The following is a 20,992-nucleotide window of genomic DNA, read 5'->3' on the forward strand; positions in this document are numbered from 1 at the left end:
AGCAACCGGGGCTGGGAACCCGCCTCGTGAGTCTTGGATGCTTCAGCTCTACTTCAGAGACCCGGTACACGGGATCCCTGAAGCAACTGGGGCAGAAGAAGAGACGAAAGCTCTGCTGTCAAGCGGGTGAGGAAACCCCACCCGCCTACGCGGTGGGGTAGTTCATAGAGCGGCCTTCCAGAGGATAGAGTGGAAGGGTTCTCCCTTAGCAGATCGCGGTTCTCTATGACCCCCACCATTGAAGTGCCCAAGCGAGGCTTACCCGTTACCATCATCACGGGTTTTTTGGGCAGTGGGAAAACCACCCTGCTCAACCACATCCTGCGCAACCAGAAGGGGATGCGCACAGCGGTACTGGTCAACGAATTTGGGGAGATTGGCATCGACGGCGAGCTGATTGTCTCCAGCGAAGAAGACCTCGTAGAGCTCAACAACGGCTGCATCTGCTGCACCATCCGCGACGACATTGTCGAGAGCGTGCTGCGCCTGATGGAGCGCTCCGACAAAATCGACTACCTGGTGGTGGAGACCACAGGACTGGCGGATCCCTTGCCGGTTGCCCTCACCTTTTTGGGGCCAGAACTGCGGGATCTGACACGACTGGACTCGATCATCACGCTGGTGGATGCTACTAACTTCGCCCCCGACCTGTTCAACAGCGACGTCGCCTACAGCCAAATTGCCTATGGGGATGTCATTCTCCTCAACAAAACGGACTTGGTTGAGCCGGCGGAAATCGAACGCTTGGAAAAACGCATCCGCGAGATCAAGGAAGATGCCCGCATTTTGCGCACGGTCAACAGCGCAGTGCCCCTGGAGCTGATCCTGGATACAGATCTGTTTCAGTCCAGCTCTCTGCCTCAGGAGGAGGCTCACGACACTGAGCATGGGCACGAGCATGACCATGAGCATAACCATGAGCACGACCACGAACACGGCCACGAGCATGGCCACTCGCACCGCAGCCACATCGAGGTTGATGGTTTTAACTCCCTGGCTTTTGAGAGCGATCGCCCCTTTTCTCTAGACGCCTTCCAGAACTTTCTCAATGAGTTGCCCGAGGCAGTCTTTCGGGCCAAAGGGATCCTGTGGTTTGAAGAAAGCCCAGAGCGACATATCTTCCACCTCAGCGGTCGGCGCTACACCCTCAGTAGCGATGCATGGCCTCGCCAGCCCAAAAACCAGTTGGTGCTCATCGGCCAGCACCTCGATACGGCCAAGCTGCGGCAAAAGTTGGAAGCCTGTCTTGTCCCTGCACCCGTCCAGGGCTAAGAACTGGATGGCAGCTTAGAAGCGTCGGGCCCCGTTCCCCCAGCCTCGCGAGGGGAGCCTTGAGAGAGGGCATCCCAGCCATGTCCGACATTTTTGTGATGATCCGCAACCAGGCCAACAACGCCCTCACTTCCATCGACGGGATCCCTTTTGTCGCCTTTCTGGAGCGGGAGGGGCAACTGATTGCGGAAGAAACCATCGAGTTAATCTACGCCGACGCCGGCTTTGATGACCTGCCGATTGGAGAATACACTGTGGGGGTACGGCATGAACAGGTGGAGCCGCCAAAAGCCACCTGCCCAGTTGCGATTAGGGGTGCCGACGAAGTTGTTTTGGTAACATTTGTTTACCTTGAGCCCGAGCGGGTTCTGCTGAACGCTCAGATTGCTGTGGAAAAAAGGTTGTAACCATGACCGTCAAAGTGATCCCATCGCACTCCATCAAAGCTTTTCGCTATCGAGTGTTTTGTTTGGGACAAGATCTCTGGAATGCCCGGGATCCGATTAGCCGTGCCAACCTGGCCCTACAACTGGCCGACGCGGCCACAACCCTGGCTCGCATGGAAGTCCAAGCCGCTCAGCCCTTCAGTTCAAGCCCTTCCTATTCCCTGCCAGAAGCAGGCCATAGGTGATTGATCCAGGCCGGCCTTGAGGCCAGAGGCAAGGGATCCCGCCTGACCCGCATCACTCCCACTCGATGGTGCCTGGCGGCTTGGAGGTGATGTCGTAAACCACACGGTTGACGCCGGGCACCTCGTTGACAATGCGGTTGGAGATGGTGGCCAAGAGGTCATAGGGCACCCTGGCCCAATCCGCCGTCATGCCGTCTTCGCTGGTAACCAATCGTACTACTACCGGGCAAGCATAGGTGCGCTTATCCCCCATCACCCCCACCGAGCGCACTTCCGGCAGCAGCACGGCAAAGGCTTGCCACAGCTTGGGGTAGTAGCCGGAGCGGTTGATCTCCTGGCGGACAATCATGTCAGCCTCGCGCAGGGTTTCCAGACGCTCCTTGGTGACCTCGCCCACAATGCGGATGGCCAGGCCCGGCCCTGGGAAAGGATGGCGGCCAACAATTTCTTCCGGCAAACCCAGCGAGCGGGCCAGTTGCCGCACCTCATCCTTGAAAAGCTTGCGCAGAGGTTCTACCAGCTTAAAGCGCAGATTTTCCGGCAGGCCGCCGACATTGTGGTGGCTTTTGATCTTGACGGCGATGCGCTCTCCGGTCACCGGATCCACATTGGTATTGGCCGACTCGATCACATCGGGGTAAAGAGTACCCTGGGCTAAGTACTCGAAGGGGCCCAGCCGCTGGGATTCTTCCTCAAAGACGCGAATAAACTCTGCCCCAATGCGCTTGCGTTTCTCTTCCGGGTCGGTAACTCCCTTCAACTGTTGGAGGAAGCGCTCCTGGCCATCTACGTAGTGGACAGGGATGTGAAATTGTTCCTGGAAAAGGCGCAGCAGCCGCTGCGGCTCATCCTTGCGCATAAACCCCTGATCGATGAAGACGCAGGTGAGCTGGTCGCCGATGGCCTTGTGCAGCAAAAAAGCCAGAGTGGAACTATCCACCCCGCCGGAGAGAGCCAGCAACACCTTCTTGTCGCCCACACGGGCCCGGACTTCCCGAATCGCCTCCTCCAGAAAAGCTTCCGTTGTCCAGGTGGGCTCGCAGCCGCAGATGTGGTAGACAAAATTGCGAATGAGAAAGGCACCCGCCTGCGAGTGGGCCACCTCTGGGTGAAATTGCACTCCGTACAGACGACGCGCCGGGTTGGCAATGGCGGCAAAGGGGGTGTTGTCCGTGGCGGCCAGGGCGTGAAAACCTGGCGGCAACTCGGTCACCGCATCCCCATGGCTCATCCACATAATGCTGTTTTCCGGCAAGTTGGTGAGCAGGTCGGTGGGATCCAAAATGTGCAGGGCGGCACGGCCGTATTCCCCCTTCTGGGCTGGCTCCACCTTGCCCCCCAACTGCTGCACCATGAGCTGCATGCCATAGCATACGCCCAGGATGGGGATCCCTAAGTTCCAGATCTCCGGGTCACAAGCAGGAGCGCCCGGCTCATAGACCGAGTTGGGGCCGCCGGAGAGGATGATGCCCTGGGGCCGTATTTGCCGCAGGTGTTCAGCGGTGGTGCGGTAGGAAAGGATTTCCGAATAGACGTGGGTTTCGCGAATACGACGGGCAATGAGCTCCGAGTACTGGGATCCAAAGTCGAGAATAACGATCATCTGGCGCTGCACCTTGAGGGGGGAGAGAGACAGGTCAGAGCTAAGGAGAGATGCAGAAGCGCTCACAAAACCTCGCACAGTGCAGAAGAGAAAACCCGAACCAAGAAACCAACTTGGCTGTGGATAAGAAACGTTAAGGACCTTTCCATCGTAGCAGGGATGGGGGATTTTCTTGCAGCCGCCTGTCCTGGACAGCCTCTCCCAGGCCCGCTTTGAGAACAGAACTTCTCTGAAAAACTGTCTGATGAGCCCTGCCCCGCCAGCCAAGCGATGACTCCCAGTAACAATCGCAATAGTGAACCCAGAGACGCCAGGGCTGAGTCAAGACTTATGATCGTAAGGAGGCGATCCAGACCGGTGGGGATATTGGCAGGGATCTGCGATCCATCGTTTTATGTCCATTGTGGCTGAATCCTTTCAAACCTATCTTCGTCGTCGCCGCCGCCTGCTGGCCCGCCGCCTCCAACGGCAGCAGGGGTGGGGTGTGGTTTTGGCTTTGTTGGCTGTGTATTTGCTCAGTTGGGATGCGCCGGGCCAGGCTGGGCTATTGTCGCACCTGTGGAGGGGGCAACCCCTGTGGTTGGTGGTGATCCCGCTGTTGGGGGGAGGGCTGTACAGCTTGGGTGCAGGGCTCATCTGGATGCTGCGGCAGCGCCGACTTCCCCAGGGATCCGCAGGTTCTGCTCAGCTTCTGGCCCAGATGATCAGCTTGCCCCACTTGGCTTTGGCCGCTCTGCTCTGGCTGGGGTTGGCGATTTGGGGAGAGCATCTTCTGCCTTTTCTGGCCCAGCAAAAGCCGCAGTTGTTGGCAGGCCTGGTGATCAGTTGGCTGCTGGCCCAGGGGTGGAGTTTTCTGCAAACGGGTTGGGTGGTAGAGGCCGGACAACTGTGGGCCGATTATCTGCAGGAGTTGCGCAGCTCTGTATTGCAGCCCTGCTACCAGCGCCTGGAAACCTGTCGTCGCTCACTCCATTTTTACCATGCCATTTGGCAAGATCTGCAACTGGAAGAACTGGAGGCCCAGCACCTGATTCAACTGTTGTCTGAGTCGCTGCTGCCGCTGACGCTGCCGCTCAAGGTTTATGCTCAGCGGGTTCACCATTGCTGTCAGCAGTTGGCGGCCTTATTGGCCCAGATGCAAGAGCGGGTAGAACGGCTGGAGCAGGTGCTTTTGGATATAGAGCTGGAGTTGGCTGCCCAGCAGCCGTTGCAAGCTCAGCCCCAGCCGATCAACTTGCTGGCAGAAGATTGGGCCAACTGCCAGGAGCTGGATTTGCAGGAGCTGGTGTGCTTGAACCAGGAGCTGCTGGGCGCCGACCGATCTTTGCAGGGCTTGACCCAAGAGCTGAAAGGCTGGGCCGACCGAGCCATTCCTGCCGGATTGCAACTGGGATCGCGATGGCTGGGATCCCTGGGATGAAGAAGGCTGCCCCGCCTACCTCTGAGCCCCCCGAACTGGAGGCCCTCTGGGAGAGCTGGCTGGCGGAGCTGGGCTGGCAGCCTTCTGAGCCGCAGCGGCAGCAACTGCAACAGCTCTATCCCCTGGTGATGGCCGGAAACCGCACCCAGAACCTGACCCGCATCACCGCTCCCATCGATTTTTGGGAGAAACACCTGTGGGACTCGCTGCGGGGCCTACGCTTGCTGGGATCCTGGGCGGCGATTCAAGCTCGGCCCTGGCGGGGCATCGACATCGGCACCGGGGCAGGGTTTCCAGGGATCCCGGCCCAAATTGCCCTGCCCCAGGCCAGCTTCACCCTCCTGGACAGCAGCCAACGCAAGATTGCCTTTGTGCAAGAGGCCCTGCAGCAGCTCTCCCTGACCCAGGCGCGGGCGGTGGCCCAGCGAGCCGAAATCTGGGGGCAAGACCCGCAGGAACGCGGCAGCTACGATCTGGCCCTGGCCAGAGCCCTGGCAGCGGCGGAGGTTTGCGCCGAGTATTGTCTGCCCCTGCTCAAGGTGGGGGGACGCGCCATTCTCTACCGCGGCCATTGGACCGAGGCAGAAGCCCAAACTCTGGAGCGAGCCCTTTCTCTCCTGGGGGGGAAGCTGATCCACGTCGAAGCCTTCACTACCCCCCGCAGCCACGGGATACGGCATTGCCTGCTGGTGGAGAAAGTTGCCCCCACACCAGCTTGCTATCCCCGTCCTCCCGGCATTCCCAAACGCCAACCCCTGGGACAGGACAAGCACCGCTAAAAGTTGGGATCCTTAATTTCCTAGTTCAAAAAAGCTTCTGCAAGTTCCTGGAGAAAGATCTTGAACAGGTAGTTTGCAAATGCCGTCGGGGAGACTAAGATGTGGTTGGCATCAGGTTCGGATTGAGCCAATGGTCTAACCAGGTGAGCTTCCGAACTGAGCGCTAAAAGGTTAAGGTTCGGAGTTCGCTACGTTATGACCATTTTTGTGGGCAACTTGTCCTTCAAAGCCAGTGAAGAAGACCTACGGCTTGTGTTTTCCGAGTACGGCACCGTCAAGCAAATTAAGCTGCCAGTGGATCGGGAGACGGGCCGCAAGCGGGGCTTTGCTTTCGTGGACCTGGAAAACGAGGCCGACGAGCAGAAAGCCATCGACGAGTTGGATGGCGCCACCTGGATGGGCCGGGATCTGAGGGTTAACAAGGCAATGCCGCGTCAGGCCGGCGCAGGCGGCGGCAGGCGGGATAGCCGTTCTTCCCGCTTCTAATCGGATAGGCTCTGGGCCGGGGATCCCTCTCTTCTCTCCCCGGCCTTTAGCTTTGGCCGAAGATGACTCTGGCCAGAAAGGCTAAGCCAAACCAGACGGAGGCCACCAAGACAATGGCCGGGCCGGAGGCGACGTTGAGGTAGTAGCTAGCGTACATCCCCAGCAGGCTAGCGCTGACGCCAAAGAGGGATCCCAGCAGCATTACCTGGTGCAGGCGAGGCGCCAGCAGGTAAGCTGTTGCTGCTGGCGTGATGAGCATGGCCAGCACCAGCAGCACCCCCACCGCCTTCATGCTGGCCACCAGAGTGAGGGAGGTGAGCGCCATCAGCCCCCATCCCAACCCTGCAGTAGGCAGGCCGGCTGCCTTGGCCCCCAGGGGATCGAAACTGTAGAAGGTCAGCTCCTTAAAAAAGAGGGCCACCAATCCCAGCACCAGGACGGTGATGCCCACCACTGTCAACACATCAGCGGCGCTCACCCCCAGGAGGTTGCCGAAGAGGAAGTGGTTGAGATCGATGCGGGCCCGCCGTTGGATTAACGTGATTAAGAGGATCCCTAGGGCAAAAAAAGCAGAAAAGACGATCCCCATGGCCGCATCGGGCTTGAGGGGGGTGGCGGAGCGGATCCACTGGATGAGCAGGGCGCTCAGTAACCCCGCCACGAAGGCACCGACAAAGAGGTTGAGATCCAGCAGGTAGGCAATGGCCAGGCCCGGCAGCAGCGAATGGCTGAGGGCATCCCCCAGGAGGGCCAAGCTTTGCACCAGCAAATAGCTGCCCACCACCGCGCAGAGAACGCCGATGGCCACCGCCACCAGCAGAGCCCGCTGCATAAAGGCAAACCGCAAGGGATCCGCCAGGGTGTGCCAGAGCCCTTCCATACCACCCCTCACCCCCTAGGCAGCTGAGTCCAAAGGCAGGATGCGGCCATAGGCCCGCTGCAACACCTGCGGCTGCAGCACCTGCTGCGGGGATCCCTGGGCAATCAGGACGCGGTTGAGGAGAAGCACCTCATCAAAGTGGGCCAGCGCCTGCCCCAGGTCGTGGTGCACCACCATCACGATATGGCCGGCGTCGGCCAGCTCCCGCAAAACCTGAAACACGATGGCCTCGCTGGGCTGGTCGATCCCGGCCAGCGGCTCGTCCAGGGCGTAGATCTCGGCTGCCTGCGCTAGAGCCCGCGCCAAAAACACCCGCTGCTGCTGTCCCCCTGATAGCCGACCAATGGGCCGATCCCGATAGGCCCCCATCCCCACCCGCTCCAGAGCTTGCGCTGCCCGCTCCCGACCTTGCGGACCGATGCGGCGCAACCAGCCGGCAGCTCTCACCTGTCCCATCAGCACCACATCCCACACCGTGGCCGGAAAGCTCCAGTCGATGGCCGACCGCTGCGGCACATAGGCCACCTGCTCCCCCCGCAGCGCCTGGCCGCCGTAGCGCACCTCGCCCCCCTCTTTTGGCACCAACCCCAGCAGCGCCTTGAGAAAGCTGCTTTTGCCAGCCCCGTTGGGGCCCAGGATGCCCGTGATGCACCCTGGCCGGATCTCGGCGCTGATCCGCTCCAACGCCAGCAACTTGCCATAGCGCACCGTCAGATCCCGCACCACCAGAGAGGCCGGACGAAGAGGGAGAGCAATCGCTGGCTTTTTCATTTTCCTTTCATTTTCGCCAAGACCAGTGTACCCTAAGGGGAAACTCAAATAGTGAAACAATTATGAAAACTAAGATCTTTTCTTTGTGCCGCTTGGTGGTGGGGCTTGGCCTGCTGATGGGCGGTTGGACATCTCTGGCCAGCTTGGCTGTGGCACGTCCCCGCGTTGTGGCTACCACCACTCTGATTGCCGATTGGGTAGAGCAGGTGGGTCAAGATCGCATCCAGCTCAGCAGCCTGCTGCAGCCGGGACAGGATCCCCACGTCTATGAGCCGACACCGGCAGATGCCGCAGCTCTCGAGCAGGCGGATCTGGTGTTTTACAACGGCTACAACTTGGAGGCGGGGTTGATTCGTCTCGTCAACGCTGCTGCTCAACGGGCGCGGCGGGTTGCCCTGGCCGAGATCCTCGACCCCATCGTCACCGATGAGGACGGGATCCCGACGCCGGATCCCCATGTATGGGGCAATGTGGAAAACGTCATCCTCATGGTGGAGCCCATTGCCCAGGAGCTGGCGGAACAGGTGCCCGGCGAAGCGGCTTTTTTTCAGGCCAATGCCGCCGCCTATCGGGCGGAGCTGGAAGAGCTCCACGCCTGGATCGCGGAGCAGATTCAGACCATTCCCCCTGGCAACCGGGTTTTGGTGACCACCCACGCTGCCTTTGCCTACTACACCCAAGCCTACGGCCTGAAGATGGGGGGATCCCTCTTGGGGATCAGCACCGAGGAACAGCCCAGCGCCCAGACGGTGGCTCGGTTGGTGGAGGAGATCCGCGCCCTGGGGGTGCCGGCGGTTTTTGCCGAGACCACCCTTAACCCCGCTCTCATCCAAACGGTGGCCGCCGAAGCGGGAGTCCAGGTGGCCGAACAGGAACTGTACTCGGACTCCCTAGGGGAGCCAGGCAGCGGTGCCGAAACCTACATCGCTATGATGCGCCACAACACCTGCACGATTGTGGGGGCCTTGGGCGGATCCCCTGATTGTCCTTGAGGGGCAGAATCGAGGCAGGGGGGCTGAGTTTTGTATGATAGGGGCTCAGACCCTTGTTTTCTTACCGCGTCCATGCCTGCTGCTATCCGTCGCCCGCCCCGTTCCCTCTATTGTGGCCAAGTGCGCCCAGCTCACATCGGCCAGAGTGTCACCCTCTACGGCTGGATCGACCGCCGCCGCGACCACGGGGGCGTGATCTTTCTCGATCTGCGGGATCGCTCCGGCATTGTGCAACTGGTGGCGGATCCCCAGAAGACCCCCCTCTCCTATGAGCTGGCTAAGGAGGTGCGCAGCGAATACGTAGTGCGGGTCACAGGTAGGGTTCAGCAGCGGCCTGAAGACTCCTTTAACCCCCGCCTGCCCACCGGCGAAGTGGAGGTCTACGCAGAAGAGCTGGAAATTCTCAGCCGCGTGGGCAAGCAGCTTCCCTTCAGTGTCTCGGGGGAAGAAGGGGAAGAGGTGCGGGAGGAGATTCGCCTGCGCTACCGCTACTTGGACTTAAGGCGGGAGCGCTTGTCCCGCAACCTGCAACTGCGCCACCAGGTGATCAAGGCCATTCGCCGCTTTCTGGAGGACGAAGAAGGCTTTATCGAGGTGGAGACCCCCATCCTCACCCGCTCCACCCCCGAAGGTGCCAGAGATTACTTGGTGCCCAGCCGCGTCAACCCCGGCGAGTGGTTTGCCCTGCCGCAGTCGCCCCAGCTTTTTAAGCAGTTGCTGATGGTGGCTGGCGTGGATCGCTACTACCAAATTGCCCGCTGTTTTCGGGATGAAGATCTGCGGGCAGATCGCCAGCCGGAGTTTACCCAGTTGGACATGGAGATGAGCTTCCTGGATCAGGAGGCAATCTTGGAGCTCAACGAGCGGCTCATCGGCCACATCTTCAAAACTGTCAAAGGGATCGACCTGCCCCGTCCCTTCCCGCGGCTGACCTACGCCGAGGCTATGGCCCGCTACGGCTCCGACAAACCCGACACCCGCTTTGGGCTGGAGTTGGTGGATGTTTCGGGGGTGTTTCAGGGATCCCGCTTTCAAGTCTTTGCCAAAGCCCTGCAGCAGGGGGGAGTGATCAAGGCTCTGCCGGTGCCCGGCGGCGACGAGAGGATCTCCAACACCCGCATCAAGCCCGGCGGCGATCTGTTCAAGCTGGTTACCCAGTACGGGGCGGGCGGCCTGGCCTTCATTCGGGTGCGCGCCGGCAGCCTCGATACCATTGGTGCCCTCAAGGAAAGCCTTAGCCCTGAGCAGGAGAAGCAGTTGCTGCAGATGACCAACGCCAAGCCAGGGGATCTGCTGCTGTTTGGGGCGGGGCCGGCTGCCGTGGTCAACGAGTCGCTGGGCCGCCTGCGGCTGCACCTGGGCCAGGAGCTAGGCTTGATCCCGGAGAACGCCTTGAATCTTCTCTGGATCACCGATTTCCCCATGTTTGAGTTCAACGCCGAGGAAAACCGCCTAGAAGCCCTGCACCACCCCTTTACCGCTCCCCACCCCGACGACTTGGCCGACCTAAAAACGGCGCGGGCCCAGGCCTACGACCTGGTCTGGAACGGCGTGGAAGTGGGCGGGGGATCCCTGCGCATCTACCAGCGGGAGATCCAGGAGCAGGTTTTCCAGGCCATCGGCCTCACCCCTGAGCAGGCGCGGGACAAGTTTGGCTTTTTGCTAGAAGCCTTTGAGTACGGCACGCCGCCCCACGGGGGCATCGCCTACGGCCTAGACCGGCTGGTGATGCTGCTGGCGGGGGAAGATTCCATCCGCGATGTCATCGCCTTTCCCAAAACCCAGCAGGCTAGGTGTTTGCTCACCGGCGCCCCTGCCGGCGTCGAGCCCAAGCAGCTCAAAGAATTGCACGTGGCTTCCACCTATCAGCCCAGCTAAGGGATCCCTCCACCTGTGTGGGAGGATGGATAGGCATGTACCCCTACTCTTGGGTCTCCTTATGCTAGATCTGACCGGAAAGAAAGCCTTGGTAACTGGCATTGCCAACGAGCGCTCCATCGCCTGGGGCATTGCCCAGCAACTGCACAAAGCGGGAGCTACGTTGGGGGTTACCTACTTGCCAGACGAGCGGGATCGTTTCAAGACCAAAGTTCAGCAACTAACCGAGCCCCTACAGCCCGACTTTCTCCTTCCCTGCAATGTGCAAAGCGACCAGCAGATCAACGATCTGTTTCAAGGGGTGGCCCAAAAATGGGGTCAGGTCGATATCTTGGTTCACTGCCTGGCTTTCGTTAAAAAAGAAGAGCTGAGCGGCAACTTTAGCGATATCTCGCGGGAGGGGTTTGCCCTGGCCATGGATGTGAGCACCTACTCCCTGATTGCCCTCTGCCGGGCCGCCAAGCCCCTCTTGAGAGCCGGCAGCAGCATCCTCACCCTCACCTATCTGGGGGGCGTGCGGGTGGTGCCCAACTACAACATGGCCGCTGTCACCAAAGCGGGCCTGGAAACCTGTGTTCGCTACCTGGCGGCCGAGCTGGGCCCTGCCGGGATCCGGGTGAATGCTATCTCTGCCGGGCCCATTCGCACCCTGGCTTCTTCGGCGATTTCGGATTTTCATGCCATGCTGCACGCGGTGGAGGAGAAAGCTCCGCTGCGGCGCAATATCACCCAGCTCGAGGTGGGCAATGTGGCTGCTTTTTTGGCCAGCGACCTGGCCAGCGGCATTACCGGCCAGGTGATCTATGTGGATAGTGGATATAGCATCCTGGGTTTTTAGGCTCTTGGGGATCCCCCTGGCATGAATCGCTTCTCACCTTTGCAGCGGCTGCTGCTCACCTGGATTTTGATCGTCATTAGCGGCTGGCTGGCCCTGCAGGTGGGCCGGCTGTTTGGCCATCTGCTCACCACCCTCCTGACGGCAGCGGTGCTGGCCTTTTTGCTCAACTATCCGGTACAGGTGCTGCAGCGCTATCGGGTCAGTCGGGGTTTGGCGGTCACCCTGGTTTTTGCCCTGTCGGTGGTGCTGCTGGCCTTGGTAGGGATCGCCATCGTGCCCATCCTGGCCAAGCAGGTGGTGCAGTTGGGGGCGCGGATCCCGGAGTGGGTGGATACCTTACAAAGCTGGCTGGATCAAATCAGCCTGTGGGCGGCAGAGCGCAACATCAACCTCGGCCAGACGGAGCTGGTGAACACCCTCCTCAACCGCCTGCAGGCCAGTGCCGAAAAAATTGCCAGCCAATCCCTAGACATCCTCCTGGGCACCTTTAACCAGGTGGTTGACTTGGTGTTGGTGTTGGTGCTGGCCCTCTACATGCTGCTCTACGGGGGCCAGTTCTGGCAGGGGTTGCTCAGCCTCTTCCCCAAGCCCTGGGGGCCGCGCATCGGCGAAGCCCTGGCTCTGAGTTTCCAGAACTTTCTCATCAGCCAGTTGGTGTTGGGGTTCATTATGGCCCTGATGCTGGTGCCAGTGTTTGGGCTGCTGCGAGTACCCTTTGGGCTTTTGTTTGGCCTCTTGATTGGCCTGCTGGAGGTGATCCCGCTAGTGGGGGGCTTTATCGGCATCGGCGCGGCAGCAGTGCTGCTGGCCTTCCAAGATATCTGGCTCAGCCTCAAGGTAGTGCTGGTCTCCTTGATCGTGCAGCAGATCAAGGATCGAGTCATCGCTCCCCGGCTAATGGGGGAACTGATTGGCCTCAACCCGGTGTGGATCTTGATTGCCCTATTGGTGGGGGCGCAACTGGGGGGCATCTTGGGCGTGATCGTTGCCATTCCCCTAACCAGTGTGGTGAAAAGTCTCTACGAGATTGCCCGTTCCGCCGACTTGGCCGCCGAAGATGGCTTATCCCCTGCTGCGAAGGTGACCTCCCTCGGCAAAAGCCCCATCGAAACCCACCGGGATCCCACCTTGCCCAAGCCAGAGACCCAGCAGGTCTAGCCCCTTTTTCGCAGACGACTCTTCCAGGCAGCAACCTAGCCCCGATCCCCATCTCCCCTCTCCCAGAGGAAGAGGGCCGCGGGTGAGGGGCTGGGCCTTGTCCTAGCGAATTTTTCCCTCAATGAAAGGCACTTCTAGCACCTTTTCGTGCTGGATGGGGCCATGGCCAAAGTAGCCCCCTTCCCCAAACAACTCGCCGTGGTCGGCAGTAACCGTGATGTAGGTGTTTTTGGGAACCAGATCGAACAGTTGCTCAAAGACCCCATCTAGGTAGCGCACCGCCTCGATCTGCCGCTGGCGCAGCTCCTCCAACTGGGCGGAATTGAAAAAGGGGATCCCGGCCTCTTCCCCTTCATCCAGGCGCTTTAACACACCATTGACCCCAGAGATGCGGGGCCACGAGCTGGGGTCCTCGTCGGGCAGGGCGTAGGGATAGTGAGTTTCGCCCACATTTAATAGGTAAAAGCTGGGGCGATCCGGCTCGAAGCGCAACTGCTCCACCATGGCCGCCATATCGTTGTGCCGCGGCATGAGACGGTAGGAATCGAAGTCGCGATTGAGCAGAGTGCTGGGGTTGAGCACCGGCAGGGAGACCATGGCATGGGTGGTGTAGCCCAGTTGATGCTTCAGGAGCGTTGGCAAGTAGAGGTGAGGCAGCAGATGCTTGAACTCAATCGGCTGCCGGGTGCCGAGGCGCTCGTTGTAACGCAAATACTCCTGCTTGTAGTGCTCAGAGGCGAAAACGTGGGTAGGGCTGGTGTGAGGCAACAGGCCCATCAGCAGGTTGTAATGGGCGGGAGCCGTCCAGGAGGCGTAGCTCCAACGCTTTTCCAGGGATCCCAACTTGAGCAGATGCTTGGGGTTGGCAGCCAGCAGGCTGTCGAAGCGGCAACTGTCCAAAATGATCAACAGGTAGTGATTTTGCCCTTGGGGCTCAGGTCGGGGAGCGGGCTCAGGCAAGGGATTGGCAGAAGATCTCCACCAGCTTAGGAGTCCCATTCCTCTTCCTCCTCTTGGCCGGGGTAGGGACGTCGGACTATCCGCCAGTTGGGGGTAGTGGCCGTGTCGTCTTCCTCCTCAGGTTCAGCGGGTTGGCGAATGCGTTCCGGCGGGATATTGGAATAGGAATAGCGACCTGCCTGGGGATCCGGCTCGTACTCCGGCAGATCTTGAGGCAAATAGTGGTCGGGGGGAATCATCTGCGCTTCCAAGAAGCGCACTCGGTCGATGAGCTGGTTTAACTTGCGGATTGCCTGTCGCTGCAACGCCTGATCATGCAGCCGCCAAGCGCCCACATACAGAAACCCCAAGCCGACTCCTACCCCATAGGCAGTGAACAGCGTCAGCGACAAAGGAATCGCAGCGCCGGCTTGACCAGCCACGACGACCGCTGCTGTGGATCCCCAGTTTTGGACAAGGAAAACGAGCAGGGCCAGTATCCACAGACCCAGGAGTATGGAGCGGATATTCTGGAGCATGGCCGCCACCTTCCCTTTTCACTAGGCTATCACCACCCCTGCAACGGGCGGAGGGAACCCCGATTCCTCAGCCACCTCCGATGACGTTGGATCCCCAGCCCGGAGCCACTTGAGCCGCCCTGAGGATAAAGGCAGCCAGGTTGCGCAGCGCTTCATCATCCATCCAGGAGGGAGGCACAGGGCGGCAGCCATAGCTAACTTCGGTGCCATCGTAGCTGCGGGGATCCCGCTGGTACTCCATGAGAGCTTGAATGGTGTCGCGGGGCGGGGTGGCGCCGCGCAAGGCCTTGAGCGAAAGGGAAATGTTAGGAGCCGGTAGGGTAGAGCCGCCCACGTGGCAGTTCAGACAGGCAGCCTGAAAGCGATTTTTCCCGTCGGTAAGTTGCTCTGGAGTAAAGGTGAGCATGTGCCCTTCGGCATCCCAGGGCAACTCTATTGGCTCAGGGGTTCGCAGGTACTGGCTCACATAGGGATCAACGCGGCCTGCCGCTGGGCTAGCTATCCCTAGCCATACCAAAAGCAGGATCCCGGCCCACCTCCAGCCACGGCCCGGGATCCCCCACCGGTTTGCCCCTTGAGTTTGCCCAGGCATTAGAGATAGGCGGAAAGGTCGCTGTGGGATTCGCTCTTGGTGCCGCCCCAGCCGGGTACGGTCTTAGCCTGCACTAGGATGTAGCCGGCAATTAACTTCAGATCCTCATCGGTGAGGTTGCGCAGGCGAGGATACTCACTCAGAAGCTGGGTGTTGGGATGATATTCCACCAGGGACTCTACCCCGTCATAGGTGACCGGGTTCTTGATGTAGTCTACGATCGCCAACACATTATCGCGGGGAGGTGTTGCCCCCTCCAGATCCGAGAGCTTCAGGCTCACGTCCGGGTTGGGATAGGTCTGGCCACCCACATGACACTGGGCACAGGCTTTGTTGAATAACTGCTTTCCTCTGGCCAGTTGCGCTTCCGTGAAAGTGATGGACTCGGTTGGCGACAAGGCTACAGGAGGAATCTGCCTGGCCGCCAAGGCCGGCCCCCAGGCATATCCGGCCATCCCCAAAGCCAAGATCAGGACCAATAACCGACGGCGCGCCATCGCGAACGCTTTCTGAAGAGAAAAAGATTTGCTAAACATGGTTCTCCGTAGTTCGATCTTAGAAGGGGGGGTCAGCTCCGCTCCAGCGACAAACCCGACAACAGGATCAAGAATAGACCATTGCGAGATCATTTGCCGATGGGATCCGGGATCGCTTTTGCAAGCTATTCTCTTCGACTTTTAGTGTTAAGTTTGATTGCGGATCCAGCGCCCCCTCAACGGTTGGGTTAGGGCCCCCACCCTGCCGAGAGCGGCAATGCGATCCACAAAAGCAAACTCGGAGAAGGGATCCCTTGCCTTCTGGAGAGGACAGCAGCGGTTGGCTTGATCCGCTGCCGAGAAAACCTAGGGCCGGCAGAGGTTGGGGTAGATAGGGTTGAGGAGTCTTCAAAGGCGGTTCAATTGCTAGGGATCCCCTGACTGGGGCTATCCTGTAAGCATCTCGCCTGCGTGCGTTCTCTAGATGGGAAGGCCATGCCTTGGGATCTGGGGCGGTTTTGGAACACGCTGACCTACTACGAAGCGCTGCCCTTTGCTGACCTCTGGCGCTGGGTTCAGAATGGGTTTCAGACAGCAGCCGTTGACTTCATGCCTCCTTCCCTGGCGACTTCAGCTCCCCTTCCCGTGATCCTCTTGGGCGATGGCCTACCAGTGGGGCTGGCGGAGGCGCTGCACCGGCAAGGGGCAGAAGTCCAGGAGAGAGGGGATGAGGTGACAGCCAGGGTCATCCTCGGTCTGGAGAACCGGGAGAAAGCTAAGGCCTACCTAGAGCGCCTGCGCCGCAGCGGCCAAACGGAACAGATGCTCTTTGACTTTCGCCGGCCCGATCCCCAGGTGAACCAGTTCTGGGGCATCCTCGACGATGTGGTGATGGGCGGGGTGAGTCAAAGCCAACTGCTCTGGGGGGAGGGTGAGCTGCTGTTTACCGGCCAGGTTTCCACAGCCAACTTCGGCGGCTTTGTTTCCACGCGCACGCGCAATTGGCAGCCGCCCTTGGATGCCTCAGGGTTTGCCGGCCTGGAGCTGCAGCTACGGGGCGATGGACAGCGCTACAAGGTTCTGCTGCGGGATCAAGGGGGCTGGGACAGCCCGGCCTACAGCTATGCTTTCGACACCACCCCAGGGGAGGAGCAGACTGTCCAGGTTCCTTTTGCCGAGATGGTGCCCACCTTTCGCGCCCGCCGGGTTGCCGCTCCCCCCTTGAATACCCGCCAGATCCATTCGCTGCAACTGATGCTGAGCAAGTTTGAAGCGGACGGCAGTCCCAACCCCCGTTTTCGGCCTGGGCCGTTTCGGCTGGGCGTGCGTTGGATCGGGCTCTATCGCCAGAAGCCGCTGCCGCAACTGATTGGGGTGGCGCGGGGATCCCTAACTCCCGATTGGGTGGCGGCCCTGCAGGAGAGCTCCAGCCGTTGGTGTGGGGTGGAGATTCCCGCCGAGATCGAGGGATCCACCTTAGCCGCTCACCTACTGCGCCTTTTGCGCTCGCCCGCCAGTGTGGGCCGGGTGGTGCCTCTGGAAGCCTTCCATGGCTAGGCTTCTTGGCGGCCTCCAGGGATCCCTGGGGATGGGGCTTTTGGCTCTCCTGTGGCTGGGGGCGGGCCAGGGGATCCCTTACCTGTTTGACTGGGACGAGCTCATTTACGCCAGCTTGGCGCGGCGGATGCTGGCCAGCGGCGATCCCCTGGCTTTGCAGATCAACGGCGAGCCCTTCTACGAGAAGCCGCCCCTGTTTTTCTGGCTGCAGGCCCTGGCGATGGCGGCCCTGGGGGTCAACGAAGGGGCGGCGCGGCTGCCCAATGCGTTTGCCGGCGGCATCACGGTGGCCCTCTTGGGGGCGTGGGGAGCGCGGCTGCGCGGGGTGGAGTTTGGCTGTCTCTGGGGGATCCTGCTCCTGACGGGCTACCTGCCTTTGTTTTTCTACAAAACCGGCCTCATTGACCCGCTGCTGAATTTGGGCATGGGCGTGGGGCTGGGATCCCTTTGGGCTGCTGACGAGGCCTGCCGGGCCGGCCGCTCCGGGCAGGGGTGGAACGCCCTGGGCGCGCTGGCCTTGGGCCTGGCGGTGTTGGCCAAGGGGCCGGTGGGGCTGGTGTTGCCGCTGGGCATCTGGGCCCTCTACAAGCTCTGGCTGGGGGATCCGCCAAGGCGGTGGGGGGAGATGGTGGCCTTCCTCGGCTTGGCGGGGGCTATTCCTCTGGCCTGGCTGGCGCTGGAAGCAGCGGCGCGGGGGCTGCGGTGGCTGGCGGCGTTTTGGCACTACCAGTGGGGTTTGGTGAGTACCCCCAGCGGCCACCCCGGCCCAGTTTACCTGCATCTCTTGGCCTTTGCTCTAGGGTGTTTTCCCTGGGCGGCTCCGGCCTTGGCCGAGATCTTGGCCAGCCTCCGCAGGAGCAGTGACTCGGCAGCGGCGGATTTAACTCAGCGGGCAGAACGCCTGCTGTTGGTGGCCTTCGGGGTGGTGCTGGCTCTGTTTTCGCTCTTGGTGCAAACCAAGTTGATCCACTACACCTCGCTGCTTTATCCCATCGGCGCCTACTTTGCTGCCCTGCGCCTGCAACGCCTGGGATCAAGAGAGGCTCAACTCAGCGTTTGGGAAGGCGGCTGGATCCTGCTGAGCGGTTTGTTTTGGCTAGCCCTGTGGCTGCTATTGCCCTGGCTGGGATCCCAGGATCCCGTCCTGCTGCTGCCGAGGGTCGAGAAGGGATTGGCGGCTTTGGGGATCCCGCTTTCCGACCTTTTCGAGAGCCTAGCGGGCAGCTTGGCGCTTGGATATCTCCAGGCCGAGGTGGAGTGGCCCTTCTTCACCTATGGCCCTGCTGTGCTCCTGGCGTTGGGGGGACTGGCCTGGATTAGAGCTCGGCACAATGTTCGAGGATGGGCCATCTTGCTCTTGGCCACGGGACTAAGCGCCCAGTTGGCCTGGAGCTGGGTTTTCCCAAGGGTGTTGCAGCATACCCAGGGGGGATCCGTCCACTTCTTCCGGCAGTTTGCCGGCCCAGAACCGGCTCTTTCGGGAAGGGTTGGCCTTTATGGGCTGCGGTCATTTGTACCCTATTTTTATGGCCCGCTGCGGGTGCCCTATGCCGCCAACCTGGAGGAGCTGGCCGCCTGGCAGGTGCCCGACTATCTGGTGACCTGGGATCCCTTTGTAGCTGAGCTAGCAGCAACTTGGCAGGTCGTAGAGCGCCGCAGCCCCTTTTGGCTGTTGAAAAAAACCTCTTCTCTCCCCTAGCCGCAAGATGAGCCAGTACGTGTTGCGTATCAGCGACCTTCCCCTTCAGGATCGCCCGCGCGAGCGGCTGCTTAACCAAGGGGCAAGAAACCTCTCCCACGCGGAGCTGCTGGCCATTTTGCTCAACACCGGCCAGGGGGCAGGTAAGCTCTCGGCCGTTGGCCTGGCCCAGTTGCTCTTGAAAAAATTGGAAGCCCAGGGGGATCCCTTGGCCCAACTGCGCCAGCTGGAAGCCGGAGAGCTCCTGCAAATTGAGGGCATTGGCCCAGCCCAAGCAGCAACAGTGTTGGCCGCCATCGAGCTGGGGCGGCGGGTGTTTTTGGCCCGACTACCCGAGCGGACGGTGATTGAATCGCCAGAACAGGCGGCCATGGCCCTAAGCGGCGACCTGATGTGGGAGACCCAAGAGCACTTTGCCGTCCTGCACTTGGACATCAAACACCGCCTCATTGGCCAGCAGATTGTAACCCGGGGAACCGCCACGGAAACCCTCACCCACCCGCGGGAAACCTTCCGCAGCGCCATCAAGCAAGGAGCCAGCCGCATCCTGGTGGCCCACAACCACCCCTCCGGCAGTTTGGATCCCAGCCCGGAGGATCTTGCCCTGACGCGGCAACTCTTGCAGGCGGGGCAACTGCTGCAGATCCCGGTTTTGGATCACCTCATCCTCGGCGGCGGGCAGTTCCTCAGCCTGCGCCAACACACCCGCCTGTGGGAGGAGTTTCCCCAGCCAGAGTAGCTCCCCAGCCCCTCTCCCAGAGGTAGCCAGCCCAAGCGCTCCGCGCCGCTGCCCTCACCCCCGGCCCCTCTCCCAGAGGGAGAGGGGGGCTAGGGATCCGGCAGCGCCTCAAAGCACATGCCCACCCTGAGCTGGCCGCCGTTGACCAAGTCCCAGGCCGACTGTTCTTTTCTGCCGGGCAGTTGGGCCCGCCGGATGAGAAGGGATCCCTCGCCGGTAGCCACATACACCCCTTCTCCTTTGGCCAACCCCACCACTTCTCCGGGGCTACCCTGGGGAAGAGGGTCGGGCGGTGGATGCAACTGGGGAGCGGCAGAGCGGACAATCTTGATCCGCTGCCCCTGCAAGCCGGTAAAGCAGTCGGGAGAAAAGGCGCGGATTTGGTTGTGCAAGGCCTGGGCTGGGTGCCGCCAATCGAGCTGGAAGTCCTGCTTTTTGAGCAGGGGGGCATAGGTGGCCCGCGAGTCATCCTGGGGGATGGGGGTGATCTCTCCTTTTTCTAGTTTCACCAGGGTTTCCACCAGTAGCTCGGCCCCCAGTTGGGCCAGTTGGGAGGCCAGTTCCAGCCCAGTCTGCTCTGGCCCAATGGGCAGCTTGGCCTGCAGCAAGATGGCTCCCGTATCCAGGCCCTCGTCCATGAGCATGGTGGTGACGCCGGTCTCGGTCTCGCCGTTGGCAATGGCCCACTGGATGGGGGCAGCGCCGCGGTAAGCCGGCAGAAGGGAAGCGTGGACATTGACGCAGCCCAACCTGGGCATCTGCAGCACCGCCGGCGGCAGGATTTGGCCATAGGCCACCACCACAAACACATCGGCAGCCAGCGCCTCTAGCGCCGCCAGCACCTCCGCATCCCGCCGCAGCCGGACAGGCTGCCACACCGGGATCCCATGGGCTTGGGCAAGGACCTTGGTGGGCGGCGGGAGTACCTTCTGCCCTCGTCCCTGCGGCCGATCCGGCTGGCAGACCAAGCCCACTACTTCAAAGGAAGACTGCCGCTGCAACAGGAGCTGCAGCGAGGGCAGAGCAAACTCCGGCGTGCCAAAGAAAACAACCCGCATGACCGACCCCTCTGAGCCCTGCCCTTTAGTCTAGAGGGGTAGGGGAAGGGGGGGAGGGCTCGCCAGTGTCAGGCGCTGGAGAAGGAAAGGGAGAAAGTCTGGCCGGGGGGGCCTGCCAAAAGGCAGGCTGTTTGAGATCGAACTCTTGGCTCCAGGCTGGAAAGAAAGCGCCCAGCTTTTGCCCGGAAAGCCGCAGCCGCTGCACAAAGGCCCATTCCAGGCGGGTCAAGACCCGCCGCACAAAATCCTTGGCCCAGGCCGGATCCGGAACTTCCGCAGCCTGTAAGTTCACCTGTAAGAGGCCCAGCTTGGGGTGCAGATGGACGCGGGTCTGGATCCCTTCTGGGCGCAGCAGGTAGTTGAGCACATACTGGATGGCTTCTCCATCCCCGCGTTGGGCACGGTACAGCGGGCTGTTGGGGTTGGGCGGCGGCTGGTAGCGCCACTCGCGGTGCCACTCCGGGATCCCTTCCCCCAGAGGAAAGCCGAACAGCTCTACCTGGCGGTGTCGGTGGGTCAGCGCCAGTTGTTCCAGGGTTGGCAAGAGGCCCTGCAGCAGCCGCTCCGGATCCGGGAGGGGATCCCCTTCTAAACGCAGCAGCAGACGTTGGCCGGAAAGACGCGCCTGCACCTGCAGATGTCCCAGCCCCAGGGATCCCAGGGCTGCTTGCAAGCGAGCCACGAT

The 20,992-nt window shown here is 61.0% G+C and carries 22 protein-coding genes; 13 read left to right on the forward strand and 9 right to left on the reverse strand.

The genetic code is table 11. The features are described from left to right. The first annotated feature begins 225 nt into the window (after positions 1 to 225). The 3 genes from NW863_RS05380 (at position 226) to NW863_RS05390 (ending at position 1,903) form a co-directional block, all read left to right on the forward strand. Positions 226 to 1,272, forward strand: coding sequence for a CobW family GTP-binding protein (locus NW863_RS05380; protein ID WP_414365023.1), 1,047 nt, complete (start codon positions 226 to 228; stop codon positions 1,270 to 1,272). Between the two features lie 80 nt (positions 1,273 to 1,352). Beyond that, entirely contained in the window at positions 1,353 to 1,679 is a 327-nt protein-coding gene (locus NW863_RS05385; RefSeq protein ID WP_414365025.1) for a hypothetical protein, read from the forward strand. 2 nt (positions 1,680 to 1,681) lie between these two features. Next, positions 1,682 to 1,903 (forward strand): hypothetical protein, encoded by a 222-nt coding sequence (locus NW863_RS05390; protein ID WP_011430503.1) that lies wholly within the window; start codon positions 1,682 to 1,684, stop codon positions 1,901 to 1,903. A gap of 52 nt (positions 1,904 to 1,955) precedes the next feature. On the opposite strand, the gene guaA is transcribed toward NW863_RS05390, so the two are convergent. Then, positions 1,956 to 3,506: a glutamine-hydrolyzing GMP synthase gene (gene guaA, locus NW863_RS05395; protein WP_414365054.1), complete on the reverse strand. Its 1,551-nt coding sequence runs from the start codon at positions 3,504 to 3,506 to the stop codon at positions 1,956 to 1,958. A 394-nt stretch (positions 3,507 to 3,900) separates the two neighbouring features. On the opposite strand from guaA, the gene NW863_RS05400 reads away from it, so the two are divergent. The 3 genes from NW863_RS05400 to NW863_RS05410 all read left to right on the forward strand — a co-directional run bounded on the left by NW863_RS05400 (position 3,901) and on the right by NW863_RS05410 (position 6,191). Next, positions 3,901 to 4,926 carry a hypothetical protein gene (locus tag NW863_RS05400; RefSeq protein ID WP_414365027.1) on the forward strand — a complete coding sequence of 342 codons (1,026 nt, stop codon included), beginning with the start codon at positions 3,901 to 3,903 and terminating at the stop codon, positions 4,924 to 4,926. After that, positions 4,923 to 5,705 carry a 16S rRNA (guanine(527)-N(7))-methyltransferase RsmG gene (gene rsmG, locus NW863_RS05405; RefSeq protein WP_414365029.1) on the forward strand — a complete coding sequence of 261 codons (783 nt, stop codon included), beginning with the start codon at positions 4,923 to 4,925 and terminating at the stop codon, positions 5,703 to 5,705. Before NW863_RS05400 ends, rsmG begins: the two co-directional genes overlap by 4 nt. A 195-nt stretch (positions 5,706 to 5,900) precedes the next feature. Beyond that, entirely contained in the window at positions 5,901 to 6,191 is a 291-nt protein-coding gene (locus NW863_RS05410) for an RNA recognition motif domain-containing protein (RefSeq protein ID WP_414365030.1), read from the forward strand. 46 nt (positions 6,192 to 6,237) lie between these two features. Here NW863_RS05410 and NW863_RS05415 read toward each other — a convergent pair whose 3' ends face one another. Both NW863_RS05415 and NW863_RS05420 read right to left on the reverse strand, forming a co-directional pair. Next, on the reverse strand, positions 6,238 to 7,071 hold the full coding sequence (locus NW863_RS05415; protein ID WP_414337194.1) for a metal ABC transporter permease: 834 nt from the start codon (positions 7,069 to 7,071) through the stop codon (positions 6,238 to 6,240). A gap of 15 nt (positions 7,072 to 7,086) precedes the next feature. Continuing rightward, a complete protein-coding gene (locus NW863_RS05420) occupies positions 7,087 to 7,842 on the reverse strand; it encodes a metal ABC transporter ATP-binding protein (protein WP_414334217.1) in 756 nt (251 codons plus the stop codon). A 62-nt stretch (positions 7,843 to 7,904) separates the two neighbouring features. Here NW863_RS05420 and NW863_RS05425 point away from each other — a divergent pair, with 62 nt between their 5' ends. The 4 genes from NW863_RS05425 to NW863_RS05440 all read left to right on the forward strand — a co-directional run bounded on the left by NW863_RS05425 (position 7,905) and on the right by NW863_RS05440 (position 12,708). After that, positions 7,905 to 8,834, forward strand: a complete 930-nt coding sequence (locus NW863_RS05425; RefSeq protein WP_414365032.1) for a metal ABC transporter solute-binding protein, Zn/Mn family — start codon at positions 7,905 to 7,907, stop codon at positions 8,832 to 8,834. Positions 8,835 to 8,906: 72 nt separating this feature from the next. Continuing rightward, entirely contained in the window at positions 8,907 to 10,712 is a 1,806-nt protein-coding gene (aspS, locus tag NW863_RS05430) for an aspartate--tRNA ligase (protein WP_414365033.1), read from the forward strand. Between the two features lie 61 nt (positions 10,713 to 10,773). Next, the gene (gene fabI, locus NW863_RS05435) at positions 10,774 to 11,550 is read left to right on the forward strand and encodes an enoyl-ACP reductase FabI (RefSeq protein WP_414365034.1); all 777 of its coding nucleotides are present in this window, start codon (positions 10,774 to 10,776) and stop codon (positions 11,548 to 11,550) included. 21 nt (positions 11,551 to 11,571) lie between these two features. Further along, on the forward strand, positions 11,572 to 12,708 hold the full coding sequence (locus NW863_RS05440) for an AI-2E family transporter (protein WP_414365036.1): 1,137 nt from the start codon (positions 11,572 to 11,574) through the stop codon (positions 12,706 to 12,708). 102 nt (positions 12,709 to 12,810) lie between these two features. Here the strand turns inward: NW863_RS05440 and NW863_RS05445 are convergent, their stop codons facing one another. The 4 genes from NW863_RS05445 to psbV all read right to left on the reverse strand — a co-directional run bounded on the left by NW863_RS05445 (position 12,811) and on the right by psbV (position 15,314). Next, positions 12,811 to 13,707 (reverse strand): sulfatase-like hydrolase/transferase, encoded by an 897-nt coding sequence (locus NW863_RS05445; protein WP_414365037.1) that lies wholly within the window; start codon positions 13,705 to 13,707, stop codon positions 12,811 to 12,813. Further along, the gene (locus tag NW863_RS05450; RefSeq protein ID WP_414365038.1) at positions 13,695 to 14,186 is read right to left on the reverse strand and encodes a hypothetical protein; all 492 of its coding nucleotides are present in this window, start codon (positions 14,184 to 14,186) and stop codon (positions 13,695 to 13,697) included. Before NW863_RS05450 ends, NW863_RS05445 begins: the two co-directional genes overlap by 13 nt. 67 nt (positions 14,187 to 14,253) lie before the next feature. Next, a complete protein-coding gene (gene psbV2 / locus NW863_RS05455) occupies positions 14,254 to 14,778 on the reverse strand; it encodes a photosystem II cytochrome PsbV2 (protein WP_414365040.1) in 525 nt (174 codons plus the stop codon). Continuing rightward, positions 14,778 to 15,314: a photosystem II cytochrome c-550 gene (gene psbV, locus NW863_RS05460; RefSeq protein ID WP_414365042.1), complete on the reverse strand. Its 537-nt coding sequence runs from the start codon at positions 15,312 to 15,314 to the stop codon at positions 14,778 to 14,780. Before psbV ends, psbV2 begins: the two co-directional genes overlap by 1 nt. Before the next feature lie 435 nt (positions 15,315 to 15,749). On the opposite strand from psbV, the gene NW863_RS05465 reads away from it, so the two are divergent. Genes NW863_RS05465 through radC form a run of 3 tightly spaced genes read left to right on the forward strand, consistent with a single transcriptional unit; the run spans position 15,750 to position 19,249 of the window. Next, positions 15,750 to 16,811 (forward strand): CIA30 family protein, encoded by a 1,062-nt coding sequence (locus tag NW863_RS05465; protein WP_414365044.1) that lies wholly within the window; start codon positions 15,750 to 15,752, stop codon positions 16,809 to 16,811. Beyond that, the gene (locus NW863_RS05470; protein ID WP_414365046.1) at positions 16,804 to 18,510 is read left to right on the forward strand and encodes an ArnT family glycosyltransferase; all 1,707 of its coding nucleotides are present in this window, start codon (positions 16,804 to 16,806) and stop codon (positions 18,508 to 18,510) included. Before NW863_RS05465 ends, NW863_RS05470 begins: the two co-directional genes overlap by 8 nt. 7 nt (positions 18,511 to 18,517) lie before the next feature. Beyond that, on the forward strand, positions 18,518 to 19,249 hold the full coding sequence (gene radC / locus NW863_RS05475; RefSeq protein ID WP_414365048.1) for a RadC family protein: 732 nt from the start codon (positions 18,518 to 18,520) through the stop codon (positions 19,247 to 19,249). Between the two features lie 89 nt (positions 19,250 to 19,338). On the opposite strand, the gene fmt is transcribed toward radC, so the two are convergent. Together fmt and NW863_RS05485 are read right to left on the reverse strand one after the other, a co-directional pair. Continuing rightward, complete coding sequence (gene fmt, locus NW863_RS05480) at positions 19,339 to 20,307, reverse strand: methionyl-tRNA formyltransferase (protein WP_414365050.1); 969 nt, start codon at positions 20,305 to 20,307, stop codon at positions 19,339 to 19,341. A gap of 25 nt (positions 20,308 to 20,332) precedes the next feature. Next, positions 20,333 to 20,992 (reverse strand): hypothetical protein (locus NW863_RS05485; protein WP_414365051.1); only part of this gene is annotated, 660 nt, incomplete at its 5' end.

The sequence above is a fragment of the Synechococcus sp. B60.1 genome (genome assembly GCF_047462555.1).
GTDB lineage: Bacteria > Cyanobacteriota > Cyanobacteriia > Thermostichales > Thermostichaceae > Thermostichus.